Below are 24210 nucleotides of genomic sequence, written 5' to 3'. Positions count from 1 at the left end.
GGTGTCAGCCGAGGTTGATGTTGTTGGCCTTGCCGGCGACTTTCACCGCGATGATGCCGATGACCACGATGGCCAGGGTCACCAGCAAGGCGGTGACGAGGACGGCTTCGGTGGAGTAGCCGCCGTCTTTGGTGTCGCGTACCGCCTGCCAGCGGTGCCGCAGCTCAGCGGCCAGGTATGTGACGAGTGCGGACATTGCGGTGTTCCTCCAATGCGGTACAGAGTGTCGTGGCTGTCGGGATTGGTGAATGTGGTGTGCCTGCCTCTAAAGGCCGCCGAGGACGGCGGCCATCGCGGGATAGCCGAGGAAGATCAGGAAGCCGGCGAACAGAGCGACGATCGGCAGGGCCATGCGTTCGGTGGCGGCGTTGGCCTCGCCTTCGTTGTCGCTGAGTTGCCGGGCGCGTAGGGCGATGGCGCGGGAACGCAGTGACGCGCGGACCTTTGCCCCTTCGGTGCCGGCCAACCCGACGGTGGCGGCGAGTTGCTGCAACTCGGCGACCGCGACGCGGCGGCCGAGGGCGGCCAGGATGTCCCACGGCGGTACCCGGGCCAGCCGCGCCTCGGCCAGCGCGTACCGCAGCTCGGTGTAGGCCGGGCCGGAGCCAACCTTCGCCGCGTCGTCGAGCGCCTGGTCCACCCCGGCCCCGGACGCGAGGCTGATCACGACCAGGTCCAGGAACGAACTGAGGGCGTCGCGGAACGCTGTCCGGTGCTTGGCCGCTTCGGATCGCGCCGACAGTTCCGGGGCGAGGAACCCGACCACGCCGAGCAGCAGCGACGCGGCGGCCGGTACGGCGAGGCCGGCACCGACACCACCGAGGGCGAGGAGCCCGGCGGCGACCGGGGGCAGCAGCAGCCCGAACACCGTCGCGGTCGCCTGCTCGGCCAGGTGCACGTCGATCGGCTTGTCGATGGTGGCGAGGTCACGGCGGGTGGAGGCCAGAGGCAACCCGGCGTGGCGCAGCCACCGCACCGCCGGGCGGCCCCACCGTCCCGACCAGCCGGCAGGCCGGGCCTCGGCAACGTCGTCGGTGCGGTCGAGCCCGGAGGCGGCGTCAAGGGCCTTGTCCAGCCGGGGTGGGCGGGGGAACCAGCCCACCACCAGCAGCCATAACCCGATGCCGGTGCCGAGCCCGGCCAGCAGCACGAGGCCGGTCATGTCGGCACCGCCTCCGACTCGGCCGGGGCCGCGACGCCGGCTAGGACGCGGGCGGTGTCGCGGTCGCGCATCAGCCGGCCGAGCCATGCGAACGCCATTCCGAAGCAGCCACCGGCCGCCAGGAGCACGAGCTGACCGACCGGGGTGTCGAACGGCGCCAGATAGCCGCGATTGAGCACGGCGAGAAGCCCGGCCATGCCGAGGGTGGCACCCACGATGACCCGCGCGGAGGTGCGGTTGCGGTTGCGGGCGGCAGCGACACGTTGCCGGGAGGCGACCTTCGCCCGCGCGGACGCGGCCAGCTCGCCCAGCACGTCGCCGAGCTGCCCGGCGCTGCCGCGTGTGGCCATCAGTAGTCCGGCGACCACGAGATCGGCGGTCGGGTCCGCCAGCTCGGCGGCGAACGCCCGCAGCGCGTCCGGTAGCCGCCAACTGCGCTGCAGGCGTACCGCCAGGCGGGTCACCTCGTCGCGGATCGGCTCCGGCGATTCGATCGCGCTGGCGGTGATCGCCTGTTCCAGCCCGGCCGCACCGGACAGGTTGTCCCGCAACGCCTCGGTCCAGGTGGCGATGGCCTCGATCCGGGCCACCCGCCGGGCGTGGTCCCGGTCCGGGCCGATGACGGCCGGTAGCACCCACGCCCCGACGGCTGCCAGACCGGCCGCGACCGGCCAGCGGCTCACCACACCGACGACCACACCGGCAGCCAGGCACAGGGCTACCCGACGGCGGTCGACCTGTCCACGGGCCGCCGTGAGCCTCGACAGCCACGACTCCGTATCGAGGTCCGATCCGGAGTCGTCGGGCCCGGCGTCCCGGCGCGACAGGCCCACGGCCAGCAGGACCAACCCGAACGCGGTTCCGGCCCCCAGCAGGGCCGCCAGCGGCACCGTCAACACCATCACGCCCACCCCCCACCCGGGGCGGCGCGGGCGTCATCGAGCAATGCCGCGTCGAAACCGTACTCGGCCAGCGTCGACAGCAGCCCGGTCGACGGCGGCGCACCGGGCACCGCCCGCCCGTCCGGGCCGGGGCGGAAGATCTCGTTGCTGGACACGGCCAGCCCGTCCGCGTCGACCACCTCCCGCACCGAGGTCAGTACCCGGCCACTGCCGTCGGCGGTGAGCCCCATGTGCACGACCAGGTGCACGGACTCGGCAACGAGAAGATTGGTGGTGGCCGGGGCCAGACGCTCCGGTGCCTGCGCGGCGTAAAGCATGAGCTTCTTGAGAGCCCCACCCGACGACGAGGCGTGGATCGTGCTGAGACTGCCGTCGTTGCCCTGAGACATGGCATTGAGCATCGGGATGACCTCGTGCCCGCGGATCTCCCCGACGATGACTCGGTCCGGTGACATGCGCAGTCCCGAACGGAACAGGCTGCTCATGTCGATCGTGCCTTCGCCCTCGACGTTGGCCTCCCGCGACTGCAACGGCACCACATTCGGATGCACAGCCTTGTCCGCGTCGAGCGCCAGCTCGTAGGTGTCCTCGATCGTCACGATCCGCTCGTTGAAGGGGATCGCCGCCGCGAGGGCGCGCAGGAGGGTCGTCTTGCCCGCACCGACCCGCCCCGCGATGAGCACGTTCAACCGTGCCCGCACCGCAGCGGCCAGCAACTCCCGCAGCACCGGGTTCACGGTGCCGAGCTGCACCAGATCAGCCAGCGTGACCTTCACGTAGCCGTGCCGGCGGATCGACAGCGCCGGACGCCTCGTCACCGACATGATCGCGTGCAACCGCGAGCCATCCGCCAGCTGCAAGTTCAGGATCGGCGCGGCCCGGTCCCAGCGGCGTTCCTCCGCACCCTCACCGCCGGTCTCGGCGCGGCCGGCGTCAGCCGCCAGCCGCCGAATCAGCTCCACCATCTCCGCATCGGAGTCCGCGATCGGCCCGACCTGGGCGCGGCTGCCATCGGCGTAGCGGACGAACACCTGGTCACAGCCATTGGCATTGACCTCCTCGACCCGCCCGTCATTGAGCAGTGGTTGCAGACCGCCCGCACCGAGCAGCATGTCCGCCACCGCCCGACCCACCCGCGACTCGACATCCGGGCGCAGCGGCGCACGCCCGGCGTTCATCTCCTCCGCCGCGTACCCATCCAGAGCCTCCGTGATCAACCGGCGGGTCGTTGCCGCGCGCTCGTCGGCGGGCAGCGGCGAGCCGGTGGCCGTCTCGTGCGCCCGGGTCGCCCGGGTGAGTGTCTCGGCGACCTGCCGGCGGATGCGTCGCACCACCGCGACCTCGTCGGACTCACCCGTGGCCGAAGACGGCAGAAAAGGGCCGGTCATGGCCTCGCCTCCGTGGCCGGTTGGTCGTGCTGCGGTGCCAGGACGGGCAGATGCGGGGCGAGGTCGGCCCACAGTCGCGCGTACGCCTCCATCAGAGGCAGCCGGCGCCAACGCCGCCCCGCCATCAACTCGCCGCTCAGCACCCCAGCCGAGCGACGGTCCGGCGGCAGTGGACCAAGTACGGTCACCGCTTCCGGGTCGCGGGCCAACTCCTGACCGACGTGGGCCGCCAGGACATCCGCCACGTCCGCTGTCGAGTACGCGCCGCCCGCGCCGAGCAGCACCACCAACCGGCCAGCGCCCGCATCGATCAATTCGCCCAGGTGCTCCCGCAGATGCGCCACCTCGTCGGCGTCCGCCCGTGCCAGCACCAGCACCACATCTGCGCCACGCAGCACCGGCCACACCGGCGACCCCGGCCCCCACCGGCCGCAGTCCGCCACCACCACCCGATCCGGCGCGGCCAGCACCGCCCGCCCGCTACCGGTCAACTCCGGCAACGCCGCACGGGTCTGCGCCCCACCCGCCGGAGCGACCACCACCGGCACCACCACCTCCGCGACCGCCACCGGCTGCGACGCGACAGCGAACACATCCGCCGAATTCGTCGATCCTCGGGCGACGGCGGCCAGGTCCACGATGCTCGGCACCGCCGCCAACCGGTGACGGCGCATCAGATCCCCACCCGCCGGATCGCACTCCACCACCACCGGCCGCGCCCACTCCGGTGCCACCGCGGCCAACCCGAGGGCCGTCGTCGTCGCACCCGGACGCCCCTTCGCGTATGTCACTGCCACCAGAGGCACGTCAGTTCCCTCCCGGCGCGGTCTGCATCAGCACGACACCGCCGGGCGGAGCCGCCGCCAACTGCGGACCGTCGGCGGCCTTCAACAACAGCGTGATGACCGTCGAGCCCTGGCCGTCACCCGCGAGATCCACACCCAGCACCACCGCCGGAAACTCGGCCGGGCCTGCCTGCCCCGAGGTCGGCGTCGCAACCGGTTGACCGCCATCCCGCGCGGTAGCCGAGACGTAGACGGCCACCCGCGCCCCCGCTCCGAGCCCTTGCGGATACTGGCCTGGCTTCACCGCCACCGAGGCAGTCACCTGCCCGTCCGGCGGAAACGCGGCGTCGCCGAGCACCTCCGGCGTCAGCAACGTACCGGCCACCAACGGCACCACCGCCGTCCGACCGACCACCTCCACGGCCTGCGCCGCCGGTACCAACCTCACCTCCGAGTCGCGGGCGGCGGAGACCTGCTTGAGATCCGCAGCCGTGATCGCCTGCCCGGCCGACACCGGCCGCGCCACCGCGAGTACCTGAACGCGGTCGCCGAGCTGCGCCGCGCCGTAGGCATAGGCCAGCACGCACACGATGACCAGCAGGCCGCCGAGCGCGACGAACGGCAACCGGCGACGCCGCCGGGCCGCCCGCCACGGCCCTCGCCCGGCGCGGACGGCAGCCGCCGCCGGGCGATCTTCTCGCCCTGTTTTTGGGCGCACGGAATCCAGCGCCATGACGTGTCCTCCTCAGGATGCGGCGCTCGAATGATTGGTTTGTGGCCTAGCGGACGACCGCCTGTGACTCCTGGACCCGGGCCTGCACCTGCCCCGTCGTGGTCAACCCCGGCACCGTGCCAGACTGCCCCGCCCCAGCCCAGGTCACCTCCCACGTGACCGTGACCGTGACGGCGTAGCGCCCGCCCAACGCGGCAGCCGACGACCGCCGGTAGACATGACCGCAGTCGGGCGACGCCTTCGCCGGATCGGTACCCGAGGACCACGCCGTCCCCGGCCCGGCACACGTCACCGTCGCCCCGTCGCCCATCGACCAGGTCGCCTCCACCGGCCGCGCCGTCGCCGTGACCGAGACACCCGGAACCGAGGCCGTCGCCGACTGCGACCGCCACGACCCCTGTTCGAGCGCCAGCCAGACCGGCAGATTGACGAGCTGGTCACCCGGCGGGTTCATGCTGATCACGACACTCGGAAGGTTGAGACGTGCCCGCGCCTGCCGAGCTAGCACCGCCGCAGACACCACCGGCGGGTCACCGGCAATCCACACCACGCTGCCGAACGAGGTGTTGTCGCCGTAGCAGACTTGCCGGTACCAACCGCCGTCACCCGCTGGCTGCCCTCCCAGGGCCTCGATGGTGGAAGGTGACGGATCAGTCGGCGCGTAGTAGCAGCCGTCCGCTCCGGCCCATGCCCCGTCGCGCTCGCACGGGATTTCCTCCCCGGACGGGTTGCGGCACTTGCCGTCCCCACCTCTGCCCCCACCATCACCGCCACCGGTCGGGCTGCCAGGCTGGCCGGGAGTACCGGCGTTCACGTCGCAGACCGGCCGAGGGTCGTTCCTGCTGCACTGCACACCGCCTGCCCCACCACCGGCGAAGGCCGGCACCGCCAAGACGATGCTGCCGAGGAGTCCGATGATGACGGCGAGGATCAGCGGGTGCGTTCGGCCTAGCATGTCCCTGGCTCCTCCAAGATGAACGAGCTGACCTTCCACGTGCCATCGGTGACCTTGACGGTGGCGGTGGTGCGATGCTTGCCACCGGGCTCGTCGTCCCAGAGCCCGCCGGAGACCTTGTACTCAAGCCAGTTGGTCGAATCGACGCAGTCCAGCACCGTCACCTCCGTGGGGGACTCAGCGGGCTTGACCTCGGTGACCTGGGGATCAAGGACCAGGTCACCCTTGATGACCTTCCCCTGTTCCCGATTGGTGTGAAGGGAACTGACAATCAGCCTGAGCGCCTGGTCAGAAGCGAACCTGCGCAAGCCGGGAGCATCAGGGTCAGACACCTTGCCCGCCTCCACGAAGGCGTCCCACATCCCCCGATACGCCGCCACCGCATCGCCCTCAGCCACGTCCTCCGGTCCGAGGCTGGGCGCGGTAGACGGCGCCACAGGCTGAGTCGTAGATGGACCGCCGCCGGGCTCACCGGAACTGCACGCCGCGCTGAGCAGCACCGACACGCCAACGAGCAACGCCACAAGCTGACGGTTCAACACCAGTCATTACCTCCCCGATCCCGACGGACGACCTTGCTGGGCCAACCGGCTCTGCGAGGCTCGACGCCGGCCCCGCAGCACCGGCCGCGTCAAGGTCACCAGTCGTGTTTACACCCTCACCCCACGGGGATGTCTACGTGCGTACCTGCGGACACGCGCCTTGACGGCCATGAAATGCACGCGCGTCAAGGTACGTGCGTTCGGGTAACGCTGATCTAGTGCGGCCCGAACGCCTCAGCAGTGAGAGTCGCTTACCCGACAGATCAGTTAGCGTCGATCACGGTTACGCTTCCGGAAAATTGTGGTCGCGAGAAAGGCGGAACCAGAAATGGGCGACCACGATCGCACAGAGCAAACCCTGACCCTGTTGGCGCGACGCGGCGCGTACGAGGTACTGCTCGCCATGCACACCAGCGGTGGCACCGCCAGCTACACGCGGATCGCCGCCGCGTCACCGCGCCCGACCACACTGCTGAGGGCACTGGCCGCCGAGGGCTTCGTGACCATCCCGTCCGGCGGCACCCTAGATGACGAACCCCACGGCGAGACCCGCTTTCGCCTCACCGCCAAAGGTGAAGCGATCATCGGCCATCTGCTCCGGCTGCGTCAGTGGTTGGCCTCACGTGCCCCGGCCGCGAACCACTCAACCATCCACAGCACCAAGACCGGAATGGCTTGAATTGTAGCGATTTGCACCTCGAACAGAGCCCGCCGCCGCAGCCGGTCCCCCTTATGAATCAACAGCGCGTGAAAGATCGGTCGCTTGAGGTTTGCGTGAGAACATAGACTGTGCTCACGTTGTGTCACGCGCTCGGCGTTCGGGGGGAGGTGAGTAGCGCTGACGAACGAACTCGAACACCTCTTGAGCCTCCTCGCTAAACGGAAGCTGTCCGTGGCGATCCTGACAGTCCTGCACGACGGACCAACGCGCTACTCCACACTTCACCACACGGTGTCCCAGATCAGCCCCTTCACCGTGCACGCCCGCACGCTGACCGACACCCTGAACCACCTCTGCGCCGAGGGCCTCGTGAAGCACCACCACGACACGGACAGCGCCGACTACCGGCTGACCACCGGCGGCGAGGAACTCGTTGACCTCCTCGCCCAGATCCGACGCTGGAGCCGGCAACACCGGACCAGCGGCACGGCTCAGCCACCAACTCAGTGAGTGGTGTCGCCTCGACAGGACTGGGCCTCGCTGGCGTGATCGCGGGCGCGCCGATGGCCGCCCTCGCCCACAGCATGCCCCCCACCGGCCGAGTACGCCTACCCGAACGCTGGTGGGCTGGCGGTGCTGCCACCCACCCACGATCCGTGATCACCACTGCCGCCGGAACCGGCGGCGTCGCTGCCATCATCGGGGCCGCGCTACCCGTGAGCGTCACCCTACCGGCCTTCTGGATCTTCGCGGTTGTCGGAGTAGCGCTGAGTATCATCGATGTGCGCTGCCGGCGGCTACCTCACTGCCTCACCGGCGCGCTCTGGGGCTCGTCCGCCGCGTTCTTCATCGCGGCGACGGTAACCGGCGGCGGCATCGGGCCACTCGTGCAATCCGCGATCGCGGGGATCATCGCCACGACTCTCATGCTTGGCCTTGCCTTGGCCCTGCCAGGTCAGCTCGGCCTCGGTGATGTCCTACTGACAGGCGCCATCGCATTCAACCTCGGCTGGTTGAGCTGGCAGACGGCAGGCATCGGCCTCATCGCTGGCCTAAGCCTGCAAGCCGTTCTAGCCGTCGCCACGCGACGCGGGCGTGCCCCAGACCCGATGCCTTTGGGGCCGGCACTCATCGCGGGCTGGCTTGTGGCGGTCGTATTCGGCTCCTAGAACTTGACGCCGACGGCGCCGTTGTCCGCAAGCCGCATGAGCCGGTTGGAGCGAAGAAGCCGGGCCAAGCCGATCGCCTGACGGGTCGTAGGCGACTATACGGCTCCGATCGGCGGCCGTACGCCACTACGTACCGCGACCCTTTGCGTTCTTGTGCCCGCTGCCCCGAGGCACGGCGCAGCAGCAAGGCCACGGGCTCGCCCGCCCCTGCTTCTGGGAGGGGCGGGCGAGCCGGTGGTGACTACCGCCAAGCTATCGGAGGTTCGGTGGGGGGTTACAGGTCGCCCAGGTGTTTCAGCACGACCGGGATCGTGAAGCGGATGACGTTGGCGGCTTTGGTCAGCCAGGAGTGGTGTTCTGCCAGCAGGACGGCGCAGGCGATGACGAGTATCAGCACGAGCTTCCGGCCCGAATCCAGTGGCGGTTGTCAGCCGGCGCGGCGTCCGATGTGGGACAGCGCAAGGTTGCTCTTGACGATCAGGTCGGGATCGAGCAAGAGCCGCCGGAAGGCGTCGATGTCGGGGCCGGGCATGCCGGTGGCGATGAGCCGGTCACGGATGACTCCGGCGGTGGCGTGCGGCAGCAGACAGGCGGGGCTACCACCCGCCCACGTCCTGGTGATGCCCTCGGTGTCGACGGACAGTCCGCGGCTGCGCAGCGCGTGGTGGGCGCGGCGTCCCCAGCGGGGGTCGTTACCGGACCCGGCGAGAGCGGCTTGGAACGCCTGGTGGTAGGCGCCGAAGAGGCGGTCAGCCTCGTCGAGGTCGGGGGCGGACAGCACGGAGGTTTGCCAGGTCGGCTCGAACTCCTCCACCACCAGCAGGCCCTCGGGTGCGAGCGCGTCAACGAGCCGGTCGAGGGTTGCCTCCCGCTCGTCCGGCGGGAGGTGCCCGAGGAGCAGACGGACGTGGATGATGTGGAAGGGGCCTGGTGGTAGTGGGCCGGTGACGATGTTGTGGCGGAGTAGCTTGACGCGGGGGTGCCGGCGGCACGGGGTCAGGTCGAGATCCGTCGCGGTGACCTCGCCTTTGTGGGCCATTTCGGCGAGGGTCGCGGCGATGCTGCTGGCGCCGACGGCGATGACCAGGCAGCGGGCGTCGGCTCGTACGCCGACGTGGCGGATCCGCTGTCGGGAGATCGGGTCGTAGGTGCCGGCCAGCGCGTCGAGCATCACCGCGCCGCCACTGCTGTCGGCGGCTGGGCTGTCCTGGAAGAGGTAACCGGACGTGGACATGACGCTCCATTGGGGGGTGTGTAGGGGCAAAGGGTCAGGCGGTGGTGTCGCGGACCCACGGGGCCGCCGCGCGGCAGGTGATGGCGGCGAAGCGAGATCAGCGCGGGTGCCGGCGTTCTGGATCAAGATCATGTGCGAAGGCGGCTTCACACCCGGCTACCGCAGACGTTCGTCATGGCTTCCCCCCGGTTGGGGATGCCGGCGCGTCGGCGTTGATGACGTGTGGGGTACTGGTCGGTAGGTGGTGCTGCTCGTCGTGGCAGGGCGCCGCCGAGTGTGAGGCCACGGTGACCTGCGGGTCCGTGACGGTGGTGGTGATTTCCAATGGACGGATCAGCACGTTGACGAACAGGACATAGGCGGTGGCGGCCCCGCCGATAACAAGGGCTTGGGGCCAGGACCCGTCGACGGCGTTGTCGGTAGGGCTCGTAGCGCCGAAGACCACGGCCGAGAACCCCGCCAGACCATTGACGACGATGTGGAAGGCGAGAGCGGCTTCCAAACCGCCGGTGCGGACCGTGATCCAGCCGAGCGCGATACCGACCACCAGCACGCTCACCGTTCCCCACAGCTCACCGGCACCGTGCAGGGCAGTGAAGACGGCGGCCTGGACGACGATGGCAGGCCAGGGTGAACGGGTGAGGCGGCCGACAGCCTGAAGGATCACGCCACGGGCGACGACCTCCTCCGCCGTGACCTGGACCACGATGAGGCACAGCAGGATCGGCAGCACAGACAGACGCCCGCCGATGCCGTCCAGCGTCGGCGTCCCTGTCCGCTCCGGTGGGCTGGTGGTGGTGGTGAGGGCCACGGCGATCATGACGGTGGTGCCGATGACCACCACCATCCCGAGACACATCGCCGCAAGTCCGCCGTACACGGCCAGCAACCACCGGGACAGGCGGCCCGTGACGCTGGCCAGGGTGCCGAAGCGTCGGCCCTCGCCCACCCGGATGATCAGCAGAGTCACCGGCAGGATGCAGGCGATCGCGACAAGCGACAGCGCCAACGGGGTGAAGTCGCCGAGGATCGGTAGCCCTTCGGGCAGCAGCCGTCGGCTGAGCAGGATGGCGGGGATCGGCGCGACCTGGGTGGCGATCAGCACGGCAACCAGTGCCAGCAGCGTCCGCCATCGGGGGATCCGCGTGGTGAGCCGGTGGTAGGGCGTCCCGGCCGGCGGCATGTGCATGGGCATTGAGTGGTGTTCCTCGGTAGATGGTGGTTGAGCGGGGATCGTCACGAGTGCGTCCGGGCTCCTGGCAGTGGCGGGCGGGCCAGGGTTCACAGGTCGCCCAGGTGTTTCAGCAGGACCGTGATCGTGAAGCGGATGACGATGGCGGCCTGGGACAGCCAGGAGTGGTGCTCTGCCAGCAGAACGGCGCAGGTGATGATGAGGGTCAGCACGAAGACTTCCGGCTCGGATGGGTGAGTTGTTGACGGCAGGGCGGTGACAGGGTTCGGCACGGACGGGCCGCGATGGGTCAGGCGGTGGTGTCGCGGACCCACGGGGCGGCTGCGCGGGTGGTGAGGGTGAGTAGCCCGAACAGGGCGGTGCTCATCGCGGCGAGCAGGGTGATGGCGGCGAACGCGAGGTCGGCGCGGGTGCCGGCGTTCTGGATGACGACGCCGAGTCCGGCGAGCCCGCCGAACAACTCGGACACGACGGCGCCGATCAGGGCCAGTGGCAACGCGATCCGCAGCCCGGAGAACAGGTGTGGCAGCGCGGCCGGTAGGCGAATCGTGGCGAAGGTCCGCCAGCGGGAGGCGGTGAGGGAGCGGGCCAGCTCGACCAGTTCGGTTGGGGTGGCGGTGAGCCCGGCGGTGGTCGCCAACGCGATCGGCAGGAAACACATCAGCCAGACCAGGACGACCTTCGGGCCGGTGCCGAACCCGAGTGCGATGATCAGGACCGGTACCAGGGCCGGTTTCGGGATGGTGCTGAGGATCAGCAGGGTCGGTGTCACCGCCTGGGCGAGGCGGCGGGACATCGCGAGGACGATTCCGAGTGCCACGGCGGTGGCGATGGCCAGCCCGTAGCCGGCCATCGCGGTGGCGAGGGTGACGCCCGCGTGGTGCAGCAGGTAGCCGGGCTGGTCCCGGATCGCGGCGGCGACCGCTGGTGGTGCCGGCACCACGTACGGGGCCACGTCCAGCAGTTCGACGGCCGCCCACCACGCGGCGACCAGCCCGACCATGCCCGTCAGCGGCGCGACAACCCCCGCCACGGCCGCCCTCAGACGGCCGGCGAACGAAGCTAGAAGGTCTGTCACAGGTTCGGTCTTGGGTCAGCCGGCGAGGTCGGGGGCGATGATGTCGTCCGGCGTCAGTCCCCGGCCGAGGGCACCGGCGGCGTGCAGGATCGCGATGTTGCGGGCCACCCGGCCGAGGTCGAAGTGGCCTACCCGCCCGTCGGTGACCGGCGTGACGTAGCCCTTCAACGCGGTCAGCTCGGCGGTGGCGAGTGCGGCCTGCTGGCCCTGCGTCTCCGGCTGCCCGGCATACACCGTGCCGGCCGCCTCGGGCTGCTGCATGCAGTAGTCCAACCCGCGCAACATGGCCCGGTTGAACCGGCGTACCACATTGGCACGCTGCTGCGCGGTCGTGGTGGACACCGCCATCGCCGACCCGTGGAGATCACCGATGTAGTCGGTGAACGGGAACACCACGAGATCCTGCTTGGCCACCGACCTCACCGACTCCACCGCCGGCACGAACTGACTGATCGCGTCGACCTGCCGCGCAGCGAGCAACGCCGCGTGCTGCGGCGCCACCGGGTTCCCAACCCACTTCACCCCGGACGGGTCGAAGCCCGCCAGGCGGGCGTACGTCGGGAACAGCACGTAGTTGATCCCGCCCGGCAGGTAGGACAACCGTTTGCCCTCGAAGTCGCGGGGCACCTTGATACCGCTGGAGGACAGGGCCACGAAGCAGGCCAGGTTCCGCTGGTGCAGAACGGTGGTGAGCCGGAAGTCACGGATCCCGTCGGGCTTGCTCGCCTCGATCATCGCCGCACTGACATCCAACGTCGCGACGTCGACCTCACCGGCGGCCAACAGCTTCAGGTTCTCCCCGCTGCCCTTACCCGGCAGCACCTCGACATCGATCCCCTCCTCCCGGAACCACCCCTCCGCTCGTGCCACGAGCAGGGGCGCCTCCCGGCCCTGGAAACCCGCCCCCGTCAACACCTTCACCTTCTCCGTGGACGAGTCGCCCGCCCGGGGCGTACCACCGCAGGCCGACACCGCTCCCGCCAGGGCAGCGGCCCCGCCGACGAGCACTCTCCGGCGGCTGATCATGCGTCCCATAACGAACCTCACTTACTTTGTAATACAAGTTGAGGGATGATGCGGACATGCCTGGTGGCCTGCCCTCCCCACGAAGCGACGGGGGGTAACCGTGGGCGCGGGAAGGGCAGGCGGTGGCCGAGGTTCCGCCTCCGCTCCTGTGACAGGGAGCGCCCTCGACCCGACCGAGAACCTATGTTGCAAAGTAATACAAGTCAACTGGGCTTACTATGTTCGCTAGCCAACGCAGGTCAGAGGTGGTGCCACGGCCACCCACGCAAGGAGCCCCTCATGCCGACACCATCGCAGCCCGCCGAGCCGGTCTTCCGCCGCATCATGCGCGACATCGAAGCCGCCATCGAACGCGGCGAACTCAAGCCCGGAGACAAACTGCCATCCACCGCACAGCTCGGCGAACAGTACGAATGCTCCGCACCGACTGTCCGCCAGGCCCTCGCCCGCCTACAGGAACGAGGTATCCTGCAAGGCCACCAAGGCCGGGGCGTCTACGTGGCCCGCACGCAGAGTTGAGCGGCCTGGCGGCTCGCGCCGGGAAGGCTAGTCAACTGCCCGCAGTAAGCCTTGAAACTCCTTTACCCGTCGTTCGCTGCTAAATGGATCACTGATTACGTGCAGCTCTTTTAGGCGGGCTGAAGTATGCGTGGATCCGATGATGTGGGCTGCGGCCCGAATGGCTTGCTCTCCATCGTCACAGGCTTCGTCAGGACGGTCGAGGAGAAAACGAGCGTGGGCAAGGTCGATCAAGCTGTATGCCTTTTCTCTTTGAAACGTGGGGCTCCAGCTTTCCAGGGCCTTCAATGCTGCCTTCTCAGCTTCTGCGGCGAACCGATCGCCGCCCCCGTCCTGCGCTGCGAGTGCAAGGTATGCGCCCGATGCGTGTCGCTGAAACTCGGCGATTCCAATATAGTTGAGAATTTCGTGCTGCCAGGGCGGTGAGTCGACCTCGTTGCTCTGTGTGAACATCTCAAAGGAGAGGCATACTGCGCTCTCCACTTCGTTTCGGCGAGCGCGTCCCATGACGGATAGCAGACGTCCTTTAAGGTTCCAGAGCATCGCCTCGACCCGCCCCCCGCGTGCATATTCTGGCAGGTACTCGAATCCGAGATCGATGAAGCGTAGACCAGACTCCGGCTGGTTGATCTTCCGCATCTGCCTCGCCATGTCCGCGAGAATTCCGATGGCCACGAACGGGGCTCTCTGGTCGGTGGACTCGTGTGCGGCCTGTAGTCCGAGCGTGAAATACTGCTGGGCAGGCCCCTCTAGGCCGGCGTCGTGACTCATCCATCCGATCTCACCGGCCAGTTTTGCGATCGCCGATAGAAGGCGGTTGCCGGTCGTGATGTCAATGTCGGCAGTCCGCAGAAGATCCACGGCGTACTTGAGTTCACCGATAGCGGCTTCGCGGCAGACACTGCCACCGAGCCTCGCATCAGTGGCAACAAGAAGGCGCGTGGCTCGTTCGACCTCCTCCACGGCTGCCAGGTTGACGCGGCCCGGCCGCCGTCGATCCGAAATCGCCAGTCGAACCGGCTCAGCCCGAAGCCAGCGGGTGATAGGTTCGACAATCGCGGATCCAATCGCAACGTCGACGGAGTCGGCAAGCAGGTCGCGGCTGGTCAACATATCGCGCACCACGGCTGTCGCCAGTACCTCCAGGGTGCGAGCCGCAACGCCAGGATGGAAATGCGCTGGTAGAGGCCGGGAGCCTTCCCGCGCTCCCGGCCAGATGATCTCTGGGGCTATCGGCACGGCCCAGGCCGCCGCAAGAACCTCGGCCACTACGTCCTTGTGTTCACAACGCCCGCCCTGGAGCCAGCGTTTGACGCTCGTGTGGTCGTACTTAGTTTCCACACCATAGCGCTGGCTGCCATGTTTGTTTATCGCGGTGGCGAGCTGTGCGAGGGAGGGATACCCGCAGCCTTTAATCAATACCGCCAGAACAGGATTCGCAACGTTAGATGGCAGGTTCATCGCTGGTCCTTTAATGGTTTGGCTCTTGCCCGTAGACTGCGGCGAAATTCACCAGTATAGGAATATGTGGCGTAGGTGCACGCCCAACTCGCCCACTCGGAATAGGTTCCGACGGTCTAGTCCTCATCTTTGAGTGTCTGCTCGACGACGAGGCGAGGGCCGACATGACTAAGCGAGTCGAAGACTATTGTGCGCAGAATCATCTGTAGCGCGCGGGCAGTTATGGCATCAATCGTGCACGTCGACCCGTCCGGCAGAGAGTAGGTAACTACACATGCATCAAGGTTGACCGTCGCCCTTACGGCTGGTCCGCTGGCTGCTTCGGAGAGCCGAACTTGATACCTACGGGCATGGGCACTGGGCATCATGACTCCATAGGTCGCACGGATCTACGTGGCAGCTCAGGGCTGTCGAGATACTCGTCCTGCTCTTCGCGGATCGCTAGATCTTGGGCGATCACCGTATCGACTGACGTACCCGCCCCGCCCGGCGGGCGAAATCGGACAGTCGCAGCCCAAGGTGATGAGAATTCGACTATCCCGGGACGCCATTCCCCTTTCTGGTACACCCAGACGCGCGCCATCTCTCGATAGTCGTTCGCAGCTCGGACGTCGGATTGGTCTCGTGATGCAGGGCCGATGATCGGTGCGGGCATCTCCGCTAGCCTTCCGTCCGTGGGGTCTGAGGCAATCCGTCCGGCTGGCCCGAACGAGCCCTGACTTGAGTCAGATCGCGTTGCGTCGCGGATGAAACCTGCGACGCTCCAGCGTCCCTGTTCTCGGGGAATGATCGTTTGGCCTTGTACATAGCCATGTCGGCGCGCTGCATGAGCGCGTCGGCTGGTTCGACGCTCTTCACCGTGGCGAGTCCGATGGCTGCCGTCACGTTCAAGCGGAGGCCGTGAACCTCCAAAGGTTCAGTGAACAGGCGACGGAGCGCTGTCGAGGCCGAGGCAGGTGGCTTAGCCCTCGTTGAGGTATCGAACAAAACGATGAACTCGTCACCGCCGAGCCGTGCAGCGAAATGGCCGTTGTCGGTGGTGTAGTGCGCCAACCGCCGTGCGGTCTCCCTGAGAACCGCGTCTCCGATCTGGTGCCCATGGGAGTCATTGACCTGCTTAAAGCAGTTCAAGTCGATGAGGGCGCAGGCCAGGACGGACGATGATGTCCGCTGATGATCGATTCGTTCGCTCAGTGCCCGCCGGTTGGGTAGTCCGGTGAGGGCATCGTGGAATGCGTCGTACCGTGCACGCCTGAGCTGATCCCGCAGTTCGTCGGCCTCGCGTCGTGCGGCGACTAGCTTGGCCCGCAGTCTCGCGGCGGGTGCACTGCGGGGCTCCCGTCCAGTGTCATGGTTACCGGAGCCGATGGTGGCTCGCCGCATCGAGTCCTCCCCAAGATCGCATCGGCCGAACCGCTCTTGTGGACCGTCGTCAGCGGGCCGGCGGCCAGGCAAGGTCACCCCCACACCTGTCCTTGCGTACAGCAGATTGGCGTTCCCGAGTTAGCGAACCACCTATCTGTGCTTCACAGATTACGATTCGCTGGACAGCGTGACAAGCGTGTCGGGGGGTGCGCGATAGGTGCGTGGCTGGGTTCGCCCAGCGTGTGCACCGAGGGGCAAATCTCTTATGGGCAGCGTGCGTCGCGGTCGACGGGGCTTCTGCGTGATGCCGCAGCGGGCGATGGAGAGGTAGGGTGCGTAGTGCCTTGAGACAGGCCGAACGTGAAGGACCCCCGGGGGTCGTCTCCCTGGGGGTCCTTCACAAGGCTCTCGTCACCACTCACAAGTCGTAGCGGCCTGCCTTAACATCATTGAGGAAGGCGCCGAAGGCGGCGCGGCTCAGGACGTGAACACCCTCCTCCGGGCGGGTGCTGTCGCGGATTGCGGCCACCACCGGCAGATTGGTGGCGATCTCCACGCAACCGCCGTTGCTGGAACCGCTGCGGCTGGCCTTACGCCACCTGGCTTGAGACAGGTCGGTCATCGCGTACTCCTACTCCAGGGTCTCTGCGAGCATCGTCAGATGCTTCGTGGTCTTGGCGGGGGACAGCGCGGCGTCGCGGATCTCGTTGAACAGGAGCATGTGCATCCTCGCGTCCTCCAAGTCGCTCAGCTCTCGGATCGTGGTGTCGGTCTCCATGAACACGAGGGCCGGGTCGTCGGGGTAGCTAAAGATATTGATCATTCCGCTGATCCCCGGATGGAGGCCGTCGGCGAAACGCAGCAGGCGCACTTCGACATTCGGGCGCCGGCCCATCGTGACGAGGTGTTGCACCTGCGCGCGTCGATCGTCCTGGGTGCCCCATCGGTACATCAGCGACGCTTCGGTGATCACCGCGACCAATCTGGGAGGCTTCTGCTCCCGGACAAGGATCTCCTGCCGGCGGAGCCGCGACTCCAACGCACGATGACGCCACTCCGGCGGCCGAGGGCTCCTGCTGATCCAGGCTTCGGCGTAGGCCCGCGTCTGCAGCAGTCCCGGCACGATGAGCGGCATGTAAGCGCTGATCGTGGTGGCGTCGGCCTCGAAGCCGGCGAACTCGCCATCCTCGAACACGTCGGGGTACTCGCGCCACCATGGCCGCTCTCGGGCGGTGATGGCCAAGCGCTCCAGCTCCGTGCACTCGTCATCCGTGGCACCGTAGATCCGGAGTAGGTCTCGGATGTCTGACATCTCGGGACGCCGCCAGGCGTTGGCCTCGAAGCGGCCGACCTTGCCTCGGCCCCAGGCCAGCTTGTCGCAGACCTGGTTTGCGGTGTATCCGGCGCGTACCCGAAGTTCCGTCAGCCGACGCGCGAGTCGACGCTTCGCGATCGTCGCCCCGTACCCGTCAGTTGCCACAGACGTTCCCTCCTTGACAGGGTGTCCCTCACAGCATACTGGCCCGCGAAAATGTGATTCACACGAGCTGCTGGAGGTGCTAGTCCCGGTCCGCTGGGCGGCCGGGCGAGTGGGAACCGCGTCCGTTCAGCCGGTACGGCGAGTGAGATCGTCGAACTCGCCCCTCTTCGCCCCGTCCAGGAAGCACTCCCACTCGTGCTCGCTGAAGACGGACACCAGATCCGGCGAACGCATCAGCACCCACCGCTCGCCGTGGGCATCAACGATAGCCAGATGGATGCTCGTGTCCGCGGCGACCGCTCGCCACTCGATGCGATCGACATCGAGATGTAGGTCTTCGAGGCGGGGCTTGGGCCGCGACATTGATCCTCCTCGTCGTACATCGATCACGGTGCCGGATGGGGCAGATGCTGTCCCTTGCGGCACCGCGCCGTCTCCTCCGGCCGATGGGAAGACACCCGCAGTCTGACACTGAGACTGCGAATCACAAACTCACGGGCCGACCGCTGCGAACGGTCCCGCATGTACGCCCGGCACACCCCCCGTTGCACCTTCGAGGGGTCTTACCCGGTGCGGCACGAGCCGGTTGGCTGGAGCCTGCTCACACGCTGCCATTCGAATCGACGCTAAGGACTAGACCCGTGGGAAGATCATCCTCGGCGGTGTTCAACGACCTGGCACATCCGTCATGGTGCGAGCCAGCCAAGTGCTCGGCCTCTGGATATGCCGAATACCATCCCGCCTCCCCGCCACCCTCACATCGCGGACGCCCGTTCGACTGCAACCCGACACCGAGGCACTACGCGACCGAGGTGGCCGTCCAGCTCGTCCGGTTCGTCGGCGACCCGCAACCGGCGGACTTCCTCAGGTTGGAGTTGGGAGACGCCGAGGGTCGGCAGTCTTACCACATCCGTCTCGATCAGGGCCAGGCCTTGGTCGACGCCGTGACGACCATCCTGAGCCAGGCACACGCGGGAACCTCGACGTCCGCTGCCGAGCAGGCCGGCAGCGGCAGGGAGCCCGGTCCTTGACATGCCGATCAGTGTGACCATGACTCGCTTCCGGGTAGCTCGGTATGCCGCTCGTGCGGAGCGAGGGCGCTGCTCCCCATTGGTTTGCGGTCGCAGAGGAGGCGGCTCTGGTGATTGCGGTTGACCTGTTCAACTTCCAGGACGGCGGCCGTCGGGCAGACGGTTCGTACGACTTCGATCGGCTGCGGCGCGCCTTCGCTGGTGAAACACCAGCAGCGCTGATCGTGCTGTGCGAGGCCAAGCACTACGGCGACGACGGCCAGGCGGGCCTGTTCGCTGCGGCCGACGTGTTGTCCGACGAGCTAGGCGTCGAATATTGCGCTGAGCTGGGTTGGTGCGAGCGCGGCCCCTACCCGCCGGCCGTCTTCTACGATCCGCAGGTTTTGAAGCTGCTCCGCTGGCACGGCCGTTCAAGGTACGCCGACAAGCACAACCTCGCCCACTTCCGTGTTCACGACAGTGACCGCGAGTTCCTGGTACTTGCGCGGCACTGGTCCAATCACTCCGGGGTGCGGCGTCGCCAAGAGGCCGGGCTGATCGACCACTTCGGTGGGCACGAGCTGCCGGTCCTGGTCGCTGGTGACCTCAACGCCACCGCTTCAGGCCCGCACCTGCCGCAGCGGGACTGGACAGCCGCCAGCTACCGGGCACGCAGCCACAAGGCCCGCCGCCTCCCAGACGGCACATGGGTCTCCGACACCGACCCCATCGACCACCTCATCGGCGCCTGGGACGAGACCCACTGGAGCCGGGTGGACGGGTGCGGATTCCAAGCCATCGCAGAGATGGCATGGCGAGCCGGCGTCCCCAACGCGCTACACCCGACCGTCGCCGAAAAGGTCGACGCCGGAGGTGCCCAGCTCATCGACTGGTTGCTTGTCAACACGGCGATGGCGCGATTCGTGGTCGCTGCCGAGTACCGCGTACACGTGCCGGACCCACAGCTCCCCGCCCCATCTGACCACCACCGCGTCAGAGCCAGCCTCGACCTCTAGCCGGCTGGTCTGCCGCTTCCACATCGTTATGAGGAGTCCATGCCGTTGCCCGAAACCCCACCGCTGGCAGTTCGGCACGCCCCTTCCGCGCTCGCCGAAGCCAACCCCTCGCCTGGTGGTACAGAGTACGGCCCGGATCACAGCGGCACCGGACGAGGCACCATGACGAGGCCCCTCGCACTGCCGATCGGCCGTTCGTGGGCGTCGGCCCACGACGTCCGGCAGACCAGCCCGGCACAGTGCGTCAAAATCGCCTCCGAGTGCACAGACCTCGCACAGCGGCACCTTGCCCACTGCCCCGTCGAATCCGCCCACGTCAGCGCTGCGCTTGCTGATGCGGAGGCTTACCTCCATGCGGCCCACGTGCTGCTTGCCGGCCAGACACCGCACCCCGAGTCGATTACCGAGGATGACCTGCGACGTGACGGCAGCCCAGCTACCCACGCGGCCCACTACGCCCGCACTGCGCTGCTGTTCATCCGGCAGTTGAGCGCGCCCAGCGGCCAGGACATTGCTGACAAGGCCCGACCGGCGATGGCCCTCATCTTGGCCGCTCTCGCCGCCGATCGCCTCCAGGAAACCCTTACCCAACTCGCCTCGCACACGATGGTAATTGCCCGATGACAACCACCGACCAGTTCCTTATCGCTACGGCCGACTACGCGCGGCCTTCACGCCGTGGCTCCCGCCGGCCGAGCCGGACCACACCGGATCCGCAGCGAGCGCCCGGGACGCGCACGACCGGAGATGGCAGGAAGCAGGAGAAGGAATCATGACTGTCACGCGTAGGCGCCGCCTTCCTGTCCGTGCTCTCGGCGCGTCCGCTGCCGGGGCCGTGATCCTCATCGCCGCCGTCGCCGCGCCGTTGGTGTCGGCAGATCCCGTGCCGGTCACGCCGACCCATCCCAGCACCCTCATGCCATCAGCCCCCGTCACCACAGCGGCGAGGCCGACCACCGTCCGCGACCAGCTTTTGCGCTTGGCTGACCGGCTGGCGGCGGTGCCCGACGACGCGCACCCCGGTCCCTACTCCTACGTCCGCATCTGGCATTGGGCGCGAGCCAGCACCGTGCTCGCCCGGTTCGAGTCCGAACGCTGGCGGCATCCGGACGGCTCGGGTGTGATCATCGAGCGACGCGCCGCCGACCGGCCCCTTCTGACTCGCCGTCCCGGTGGCGACGAACTGAAGGTGTTCGACAAGGCCGAGCCGACGCGCGAGACGTACACCCCTGGTCGGCTACCGCCCGCATTGCCAGAACCGATCCCGACCGACACCGCCGAGCTGATCGAGCGGATGGGTACCACCGCGCCGCCGGAAGCAGGACCGACCGCGCTGCTTGCCGCGACGGCCAATATCAACCGCTCCCAGTACCTCGACCTGCACCGGCGCGCGGCGATCCTCCGGGTCCTGGCGACCATCCCGACCCTGCGCTACGACGGTGAGGCCGCAGACATCACCGGCCGCCCCGGATTCTCCGTGAGCCTCAACGCTGGCGGGTCCACCACGACGTTGACATTCGACCGTGTCACCGGCGCGTTGCTCGCGTACGAGGAAGCCCTCAACACCGCACCGGCGTCCCTGTTCCAGTACGAGCTTTACGAGCACGGCCGCCAGGCACGTCCGGCTGAGTGATCCGCACCAGCGGCGGCGAAAGGTGACGACATGACGCCAACGAGCGACGTGCTAGCGCGGTACGACAGTGGTTGGCCGATCCGGTGGATCGCCGCCGAGACCGGGCGGTCCTACGGATGGGTGCATCAACAGCTCCGCAAGGCCGGCGTAACCATGCGTCCTCGGGGCAGCACCCGCCGCACGGCCGGTAAGGCCAATCCTCTGACGACGGATGGCGAGCTGTCCGCGCTGGTGACGAGGCTGGTCCGCCCCGGCTTCCGGCGCCTGCTCGGCGACGAAGAGGACCGGCGAATCTCGGTCCGGTTCGGCGCCGGTGTGGGCCGACTGTCGAAGGGCGCGGTACCCACAAGCCGCGCCGTGCGCGCGGTGTTGGCTGATGCTCTCGCTGACGGGCCGTTGGCGCTGACGGTCAACCAGGAAGGTGGACGACTCAACGCAGCGGATTGGCCAGACCTGAGCCTGTTGCCCGGCGCGATGGCCCTTGGCGCTGCGGGCAGTCCAGAACTGGCGCGGGAGGCGGGAGTAGCGACCGGCAGCCAACTCCGGGCTATCGGGCTGACATGGAACCTGGCACCGGTCTGCGACCTGTATCTGGGGCACGGGAACCCGGCGTTGGGTACGCGGTGTTTCGGCAGCGACCCCGAGCAGGTAGCCGCTCTCGCGGCGGCCTTCGTGGACGGCTTGGAGGGTGCCGGTGTCGCGGCGACCGCCAAGCACTTCCCCGGGCTCGGTGGAGTAGACGCCGACCCGCACACCACGATCGGCAGACTTGATCGACTGTCGCACGGGGCGTTGCTGCCGTTCGAGGCAGCCGTCACGGCCGGAGCCAGCGCGGTCATGGTGGGCAGTCATGTGGTCGCCGACATCGACGACGTACCGGCGATCTTCTCACCGAGGATCGTGCAAGGACTGCTACGGGACCAGCTCGGCTTTGGCGGCGTGATCGTGACGGAGAACCTCTCGATCCCGGCGATCATCCGTGCTGTTGGGGGCATTGGTGAGGCTGCGGTTAGGGCGCTGGAGGCCGGTGCCGACCTGCTGATGGTGGATTCGGAGGTATCCCGCCGCAAGCCCGCTGACGCGGTGCGGCACTCCAACACCTCACTGGCGATCCGCCGGGCCGCAGTCGTCGCCGCCGTGGTGGAGGCAGTTGAGAAGGGCCGTCTGACCTCGGATCGGTTGCTCGCCTCTGTCGCCCGAGTCGACGCCGTCGTGAGACGGCACGGCATCGCACAGCCGGCCGACCTCGGAGACGAGTTTGCGTTACGTGCTTTGAGTCGCACGGCATCGGAGGTCTGCCTCCGCGTAGCCCAGGCGGGGGTGACCGTGGTACGGGGCAACGCCCGCATCCTGCCGCTCCGAGTACCGCCCCACGGTGTGCTGGGCGTCGTCCGAGTTCCGCCAGTGAGAGGTCTTCGTGCGGACAGCTCGTGGCGGACGCCCTATGTCCTTTCCGGTTTACTCACCGAGTTCCACCACAGCATCGAGACCCTCACCGTGAACACGGACACCTCACCTGGCGTTCTCGACGCTGCCCGGTGGGAGGTGGTGGTGGTGGTGACGCACAACGCCTGCCACGGCCGCTACAACTATCGCGCCACCATCGGAGCACTCGCCGAACAAGGCCGTCCGGTCATCCACCTGGCGACTGGCGACCCTGCCGACCTGGCCCATACACCGGCTCACGTCGCGATAACCACCTACAGCCCCGACCCGGCCAGCGTCCGCGCTGCCGTCCGCACGATCTTCGGAACTCATCGCCCTACCGGAGCGCTACCCGTTCCCGCAAGGAGAGACCTTTGACCGGGACGGGCGAGACACCGCCACTGGCGGCCGTGCGGGTGCCGGCCGACCGGCTAGTGGAGTACGTGACTGCCTGCTACCTACAGCGGGGTCTTCCGGTGGCTGCTGCGCGGACGGTGGCACAGATGCAGGTTGACACGGACCGACGCGGCGTGTTGTCCCACGGCACCCGAAAGGTCGCCTCCTACCTCGCCAAGCTGGCCGACGGAAGCCTCAACCCACGACCCCGGATCCGGGCTGTCGAGGGGGCGGGGGTGTGCCTGCGGCTAGACGCGGACCGAGCGGTCGGGCCATGGGCAGCGGCGGTCGCGGTACGACGGGCGGTGCGGCTGGCCGCCGTGGGAGGGGCAGCGGTGGTCGCTGCCGTCCGATGCGGGCACATCGGCGCAGCCGGGTCCTCCGCGCTGCTGGGGGCGCAGGCCGGCATGGTCACGATCGTTCTCGGCCAGACCGGCAGCGCTTCCGTGGCCCCGCACGGCACGAACCTGGCGGTCCTCGGCACGATCCCACTGGCAATCGCCACACCGAACAGCGACCGGCCGCCCGTCTTGGTCGACTGCGCTACCGCGTCAACCTCCTGGGGCACGCTGGCCAGAACCTACCGCGACGCCGACCGCCCGCTACCGGAGGGCTGGGCGTACGACGGGAACGGAGATCCTACGCAGGACCCGCACCAGGCGGCGGTGCTCCGAACGCTGGGAGAAAAGGGCTCAGCGCTGGCGGCGGTCGCCGCCGTCCTCGTCGGGCCACTCACCGGCGCGTCAGCGCTGCCCTCCACCGAGGGCCGGGGATTACTCACCATTACCGTCTCGCCGGCCGTCCTCGGCGTCGCTGGCCAGTTCGGCGACAAGGTCGAGCAGCTCGCAGAAGCCATCCGCACCGCCCGTCCGGCCCCGGGTAGCTACGGGGCGCGGATGCCCGGCGATCGAGCCTGGGCAGCCGTAGCCGAGACCGAACGCGATGGCATCGGGCTCGATCCAGCGCACCTCGAATCGTTGCTCGATGCCGGACGCGGTCAGGGCGTCGATCTTCGTCTGCTCACCGATCACCTCATCGGCACGACCTGACCTGCCGTCGTCCGACACTCGCCAACGTC

Annotated in this window: 29 protein-coding genes and 1 pseudogene; 11 read left to right on the top strand and 19 right to left on the bottom strand. The window is 68.1% G+C overall.

Going from position 1 to position 24210, the window contains the following annotated elements; all coding sequences use genetic code 11:
* Positions 1–4: 4 nt before the first annotated feature.
* The 8 genes from E0H26_RS25470 to E0H26_RS25435 form a co-directional block, all read right to left on the bottom strand.
* Positions 5–196, bottom strand: a complete 192-nt coding sequence (locus E0H26_RS25470; RefSeq protein WP_131308020.1) for a hypothetical protein — start codon at positions 194–196, stop codon at positions 5–7.
* 69 nt (positions 197–265) lie between these two features.
* Positions 266–1162 carry a type II secretion system F family protein gene (locus E0H26_RS25465; protein ID WP_131308018.1) on the bottom strand — a complete coding sequence of 299 codons (897 nt, stop codon included), beginning with the start codon at positions 1160–1162 and terminating at the stop codon, positions 266–268.
* Positions 1159–2073, bottom strand: a complete 915-nt coding sequence (locus tag E0H26_RS25460) for a type II secretion system F family protein (protein ID WP_131308016.1) — start codon at positions 2071–2073, stop codon at positions 1159–1161. The genes E0H26_RS25465 and E0H26_RS25460 overlap by 4 nt, the downstream gene beginning before the upstream one ends.
* Entirely contained in the window at positions 2064–3452 is a 1389-nt protein-coding gene (locus E0H26_RS25455; protein WP_131308014.1) for a TadA family conjugal transfer-associated ATPase, read from the bottom strand. The genes E0H26_RS25460 and E0H26_RS25455 overlap by 10 nt, the downstream gene beginning before the upstream one ends.
* Entirely contained in the window at positions 3449–4258 is an 810-nt protein-coding gene (locus tag E0H26_RS25450; RefSeq protein ID WP_131308012.1) for a hypothetical protein, read from the bottom strand. Before E0H26_RS25450 ends, E0H26_RS25455 begins: the two co-directional genes overlap by 4 nt.
* Before the next feature lies 1 nt (position 4259).
* A complete protein-coding gene (locus E0H26_RS25445) occupies positions 4260–4862 on the bottom strand; it encodes an SAF domain-containing protein (RefSeq protein WP_131308094.1) in 603 nt (200 codons plus the stop codon).
* Positions 4863–5016: 154 nt separating this feature from the next.
* Positions 5017–5925, bottom strand: a complete 909-nt coding sequence (locus E0H26_RS25440) for a hypothetical protein (RefSeq protein WP_131308010.1) — start codon at positions 5923–5925, stop codon at positions 5017–5019.
* Positions 5919–6467 (bottom strand): hypothetical protein, encoded by a 549-nt coding sequence (locus E0H26_RS25435; protein WP_240742363.1) that lies wholly within the window; start codon positions 6465–6467, stop codon positions 5919–5921. Before E0H26_RS25435 ends, E0H26_RS25440 begins: the two co-directional genes overlap by 7 nt.
* 328 nt (positions 6468–6795) lie before the next feature.
* Here E0H26_RS25435 and E0H26_RS25430 point away from each other — a divergent pair, with 328 nt between their 5' ends.
* The 3 genes from E0H26_RS25430 (at position 6796) to E0H26_RS25420 (ending at position 8297) form a co-directional block, all read left to right on the top strand.
* The gene (locus tag E0H26_RS25430) at positions 6796–7146 is read left to right on the top strand and encodes a hypothetical protein (protein WP_131308008.1); all 351 of its coding nucleotides are present in this window, start codon (positions 6796–6798) and stop codon (positions 7144–7146) included.
* Positions 7147–7359: 213 nt separating this feature from the next.
* Positions 7360–7638: a winged helix-turn-helix transcriptional regulator gene (locus E0H26_RS25425; protein ID WP_240742362.1), complete on the top strand. Its 279-nt coding sequence runs from the start codon at positions 7360–7362 to the stop codon at positions 7636–7638.
* Between the two features lie 146 nt (positions 7639–7784).
* Positions 7785–8297, top strand: a complete 513-nt coding sequence (locus E0H26_RS25420; protein ID WP_240742361.1) for an A24 family peptidase — start codon at positions 7785–7787, stop codon at positions 8295–8297.
* A gap of 274 nt (positions 8298–8571) precedes the next feature.
* Here E0H26_RS25420 and E0H26_RS30360 read toward each other — a convergent pair whose 3' ends face one another.
* The 6 genes from E0H26_RS30360 to E0H26_RS25400 form a co-directional block, all read right to left on the bottom strand.
* Complete coding sequence (locus tag E0H26_RS30360) at positions 8572–8694, bottom strand: hypothetical protein (protein WP_276320417.1); 123 nt, start codon at positions 8692–8694, stop codon at positions 8572–8574.
* A 30-nt stretch (positions 8695–8724) separates the two neighbouring features.
* Positions 8725–9531 carry a class I SAM-dependent methyltransferase gene (locus tag E0H26_RS25415; RefSeq protein WP_131308004.1) on the bottom strand — a complete coding sequence of 269 codons (807 nt, stop codon included), beginning with the start codon at positions 9529–9531 and terminating at the stop codon, positions 8725–8727.
* Between the two features lie 172 nt (positions 9532–9703).
* Entirely contained in the window at positions 9704–10726 is a 1023-nt protein-coding gene (locus tag E0H26_RS25410) for a CPBP family intramembrane glutamic endopeptidase (RefSeq protein ID WP_131308002.1), read from the bottom strand.
* Positions 10727–10812: 86 nt separating this feature from the next.
* Positions 10813–10935, bottom strand: a complete 123-nt coding sequence (locus E0H26_RS30355; RefSeq protein WP_276320416.1) for a hypothetical protein — start codon at positions 10933–10935, stop codon at positions 10813–10815.
* Between the two features lie 77 nt (positions 10936–11012).
* Complete coding sequence (locus E0H26_RS25405) at positions 11013–11756, bottom strand: ABC transporter permease (RefSeq protein WP_240742360.1); 744 nt, start codon at positions 11754–11756, stop codon at positions 11013–11015.
* Between the two features lie 60 nt (positions 11757–11816).
* Entirely contained in the window at positions 11817–12836 is a 1020-nt protein-coding gene (locus tag E0H26_RS25400) for an ABC transporter substrate-binding protein (RefSeq protein WP_131308000.1), read from the bottom strand.
* A 270-nt stretch (positions 12837–13106) separates the two neighbouring features.
* On the opposite strand from E0H26_RS25400, the gene E0H26_RS25395 reads away from it, so the two are divergent.
* On the top strand, positions 13107–13346 hold the full coding sequence (locus E0H26_RS25395) for a winged helix-turn-helix domain-containing protein (RefSeq protein WP_131307998.1): 240 nt from the start codon (positions 13107–13109) through the stop codon (positions 13344–13346).
* A gap of 27 nt (positions 13347–13373) precedes the next feature.
* Here E0H26_RS25395 and E0H26_RS25390 read toward each other — a convergent pair whose 3' ends face one another.
* From E0H26_RS25390 to E0H26_RS25370, 5 genes are all read right to left on the bottom strand, one after another.
* Positions 13374–14807: an NsdA family TPR-like regulatory protein gene (locus E0H26_RS25390; protein WP_131307996.1), complete on the bottom strand. Its 1434-nt coding sequence runs from the start codon at positions 14805–14807 to the stop codon at positions 13374–13376.
* Between the two features lie 660 nt (positions 14808–15467).
* On the bottom strand, positions 15468–16190 hold the full coding sequence (locus E0H26_RS25385) for a GGDEF domain-containing protein (protein ID WP_131307994.1): 723 nt from the start codon (positions 16188–16190) through the stop codon (positions 15468–15470).
* A gap of 400 nt (positions 16191–16590) precedes the next feature.
* Positions 16591–16794 (bottom strand): DUF397 domain-containing protein, encoded by a 204-nt coding sequence (locus E0H26_RS25380; RefSeq protein ID WP_131307992.1) that lies wholly within the window; start codon positions 16792–16794, stop codon positions 16591–16593.
* Positions 16795–16803: 9 nt separating this feature from the next.
* Complete coding sequence (locus tag E0H26_RS25375) at positions 16804–17652, bottom strand: helix-turn-helix domain-containing protein (protein WP_131307991.1); 849 nt, start codon at positions 17650–17652, stop codon at positions 16804–16806.
* 126 nt (positions 17653–17778) lie between these two features.
* Positions 17779–18015, bottom strand: a complete 237-nt coding sequence (locus E0H26_RS25370) for a hypothetical protein (RefSeq protein ID WP_131307989.1) — start codon at positions 18013–18015, stop codon at positions 17779–17781.
* A 449-nt stretch (positions 18016–18464) separates the two neighbouring features.
* On the opposite strand from E0H26_RS25370, the gene E0H26_RS25365 reads away from it, so the two are divergent.
* The 7 genes and pseudogenes from E0H26_RS25365 to E0H26_RS25340 all read left to right on the top strand — a co-directional run bounded on the left by E0H26_RS25365 (position 18465) and on the right by E0H26_RS25340 (position 24181).
* The gene (locus tag E0H26_RS25365) at positions 18465–18683 is read left to right on the top strand and encodes a hypothetical protein (protein WP_131307987.1); all 219 of its coding nucleotides are present in this window, start codon (positions 18465–18467) and stop codon (positions 18681–18683) included.
* A 44-nt stretch (positions 18684–18727) separates the two neighbouring features.
* On the top strand, positions 18728–19678 hold the full coding sequence (locus E0H26_RS25360; RefSeq protein ID WP_131307985.1) for an exonuclease/endonuclease/phosphatase family protein: 951 nt from the start codon (positions 18728–18730) through the stop codon (positions 19676–19678).
* Positions 19679–19840: 162 nt separating this feature from the next.
* On the top strand, positions 19841–20302 hold the full coding sequence (locus E0H26_RS25355) for a hypothetical protein (RefSeq protein ID WP_131307983.1): 462 nt from the start codon (positions 19841–19843) through the stop codon (positions 20300–20302).
* 211 nt (positions 20303–20513) lie between these two features.
* Positions 20514–21311 carry a hypothetical protein gene (locus E0H26_RS25350; RefSeq protein WP_131307981.1) on the top strand — a complete coding sequence of 266 codons (798 nt, stop codon included), beginning with the start codon at positions 20514–20516 and terminating at the stop codon, positions 21309–21311.
* A gap of 30 nt (positions 21312–21341) precedes the next feature.
* A pseudogene (locus E0H26_RS30645) lies at positions 21342–21479 on the top strand (helix-turn-helix domain-containing protein); the annotation flags it as partial.
* A 189-nt stretch (positions 21480–21668) separates the two neighbouring features.
* Positions 21669–23114, top strand: a complete 1446-nt coding sequence (locus tag E0H26_RS25345) for a glycoside hydrolase family 3 protein (protein WP_165521982.1) — start codon at positions 21669–21671, stop codon at positions 23112–23114.
* 32 nt (positions 23115–23146) lie between these two features.
* On the top strand, positions 23147–24181 hold the full coding sequence (locus E0H26_RS25340) for an Ldh family oxidoreductase (protein WP_165521981.1): 1035 nt from the start codon (positions 23147–23149) through the stop codon (positions 24179–24181).
* The last annotated feature ends 29 nt before the right edge of the window (positions 24182–24210 follow it).

The organism is Micromonospora zingiberis, assembly GCF_004331455.1.
Classification (GTDB): Bacteria; Actinomycetota; Actinomycetes; order Mycobacteriales; family Micromonosporaceae; genus Micromonospora; species Micromonospora zingiberis.
Note: the sequence above shows the minus strand (reverse complement) of the source record. Positions and strands in the feature narration are given on the sequence as shown.

Excerpts from the sequence above, each read along its gene's own strand:
- E0H26_RS25430 (WP_131308008.1), top strand. The coding sequence starts at position 6,796 with ATGGGCGACCACGATCGCACAGAGCAAACCCTGACCCTGTTGGCGCGA.
- E0H26_RS25400 (WP_131308000.1), bottom strand. The coding sequence starts at position 12,836 with ATGGGACGCATGATCAGCCGCCGGAGAGTGCTCGTCGGCGGGGCCGCT.
- E0H26_RS25410 (WP_131308002.1), bottom strand. The coding sequence starts at position 10,726 with ATGCCCATGCACATGCCGCCGGCCGGGACGCCCTACCACCGGCTCACC.
- E0H26_RS25380 (WP_131307992.1), bottom strand. The coding sequence starts at position 16,794 with ATGACCGACCTGTCTCAAGCCAGGTGGCGTAAGGCCAGCCGCAGCGGT.
- E0H26_RS25390 (WP_131307996.1), bottom strand. The coding sequence starts at position 14,807 with ATGAACCTGCCATCTAACGTTGCGAATCCTGTTCTGGCGGTATTGATT.
- E0H26_RS25470 (WP_131308020.1), bottom strand. The coding sequence starts at position 196 with ATGTCCGCACTCGTCACATACCTGGCCGCTGAGCTGCGGCACCGCTGG.
- E0H26_RS25385 (WP_131307994.1), bottom strand. The coding sequence starts at position 16,190 with ATGCGGCGAGCCACCATCGGCTCCGGTAACCATGACACTGGACGGGAG.
- E0H26_RS25355 (WP_131307983.1), top strand. The coding sequence starts at position 19,841 with ATGACGAGGCCCCTCGCACTGCCGATCGGCCGTTCGTGGGCGTCGGCC.
- E0H26_RS25455 (WP_131308014.1), bottom strand. The coding sequence starts at position 3,452 with ATGACCGGCCCTTTTCTGCCGTCTTCGGCCACGGGTGAGTCCGACGAG.
- E0H26_RS25415 (WP_131308004.1), bottom strand. The coding sequence starts at position 9,531 with ATGTCCACGTCCGGTTACCTCTTCCAGGACAGCCCAGCCGCCGACAGC.
- E0H26_RS25440 (WP_131308010.1), bottom strand. The coding sequence starts at position 5,925 with ATGCTAGGCCGAACGCACCCGCTGATCCTCGCCGTCATCATCGGACTC.
- E0H26_RS25360 (WP_131307985.1), top strand. The coding sequence starts at position 18,728 with ATGCCGCTCGTGCGGAGCGAGGGCGCTGCTCCCCATTGGTTTGCGGTC.
- E0H26_RS25370 (WP_131307989.1), bottom strand. The coding sequence starts at position 18,015 with ATGTCGCGGCCCAAGCCCCGCCTCGAAGACCTACATCTCGATGTCGAT.
- E0H26_RS25465 (WP_131308018.1), bottom strand. The coding sequence starts at position 1,162 with ATGACCGGCCTCGTGCTGCTGGCCGGGCTCGGCACCGGCATCGGGTTA.
- E0H26_RS25395 (WP_131307998.1), top strand. The coding sequence starts at position 13,107 with ATGCCGACACCATCGCAGCCCGCCGAGCCGGTCTTCCGCCGCATCATG.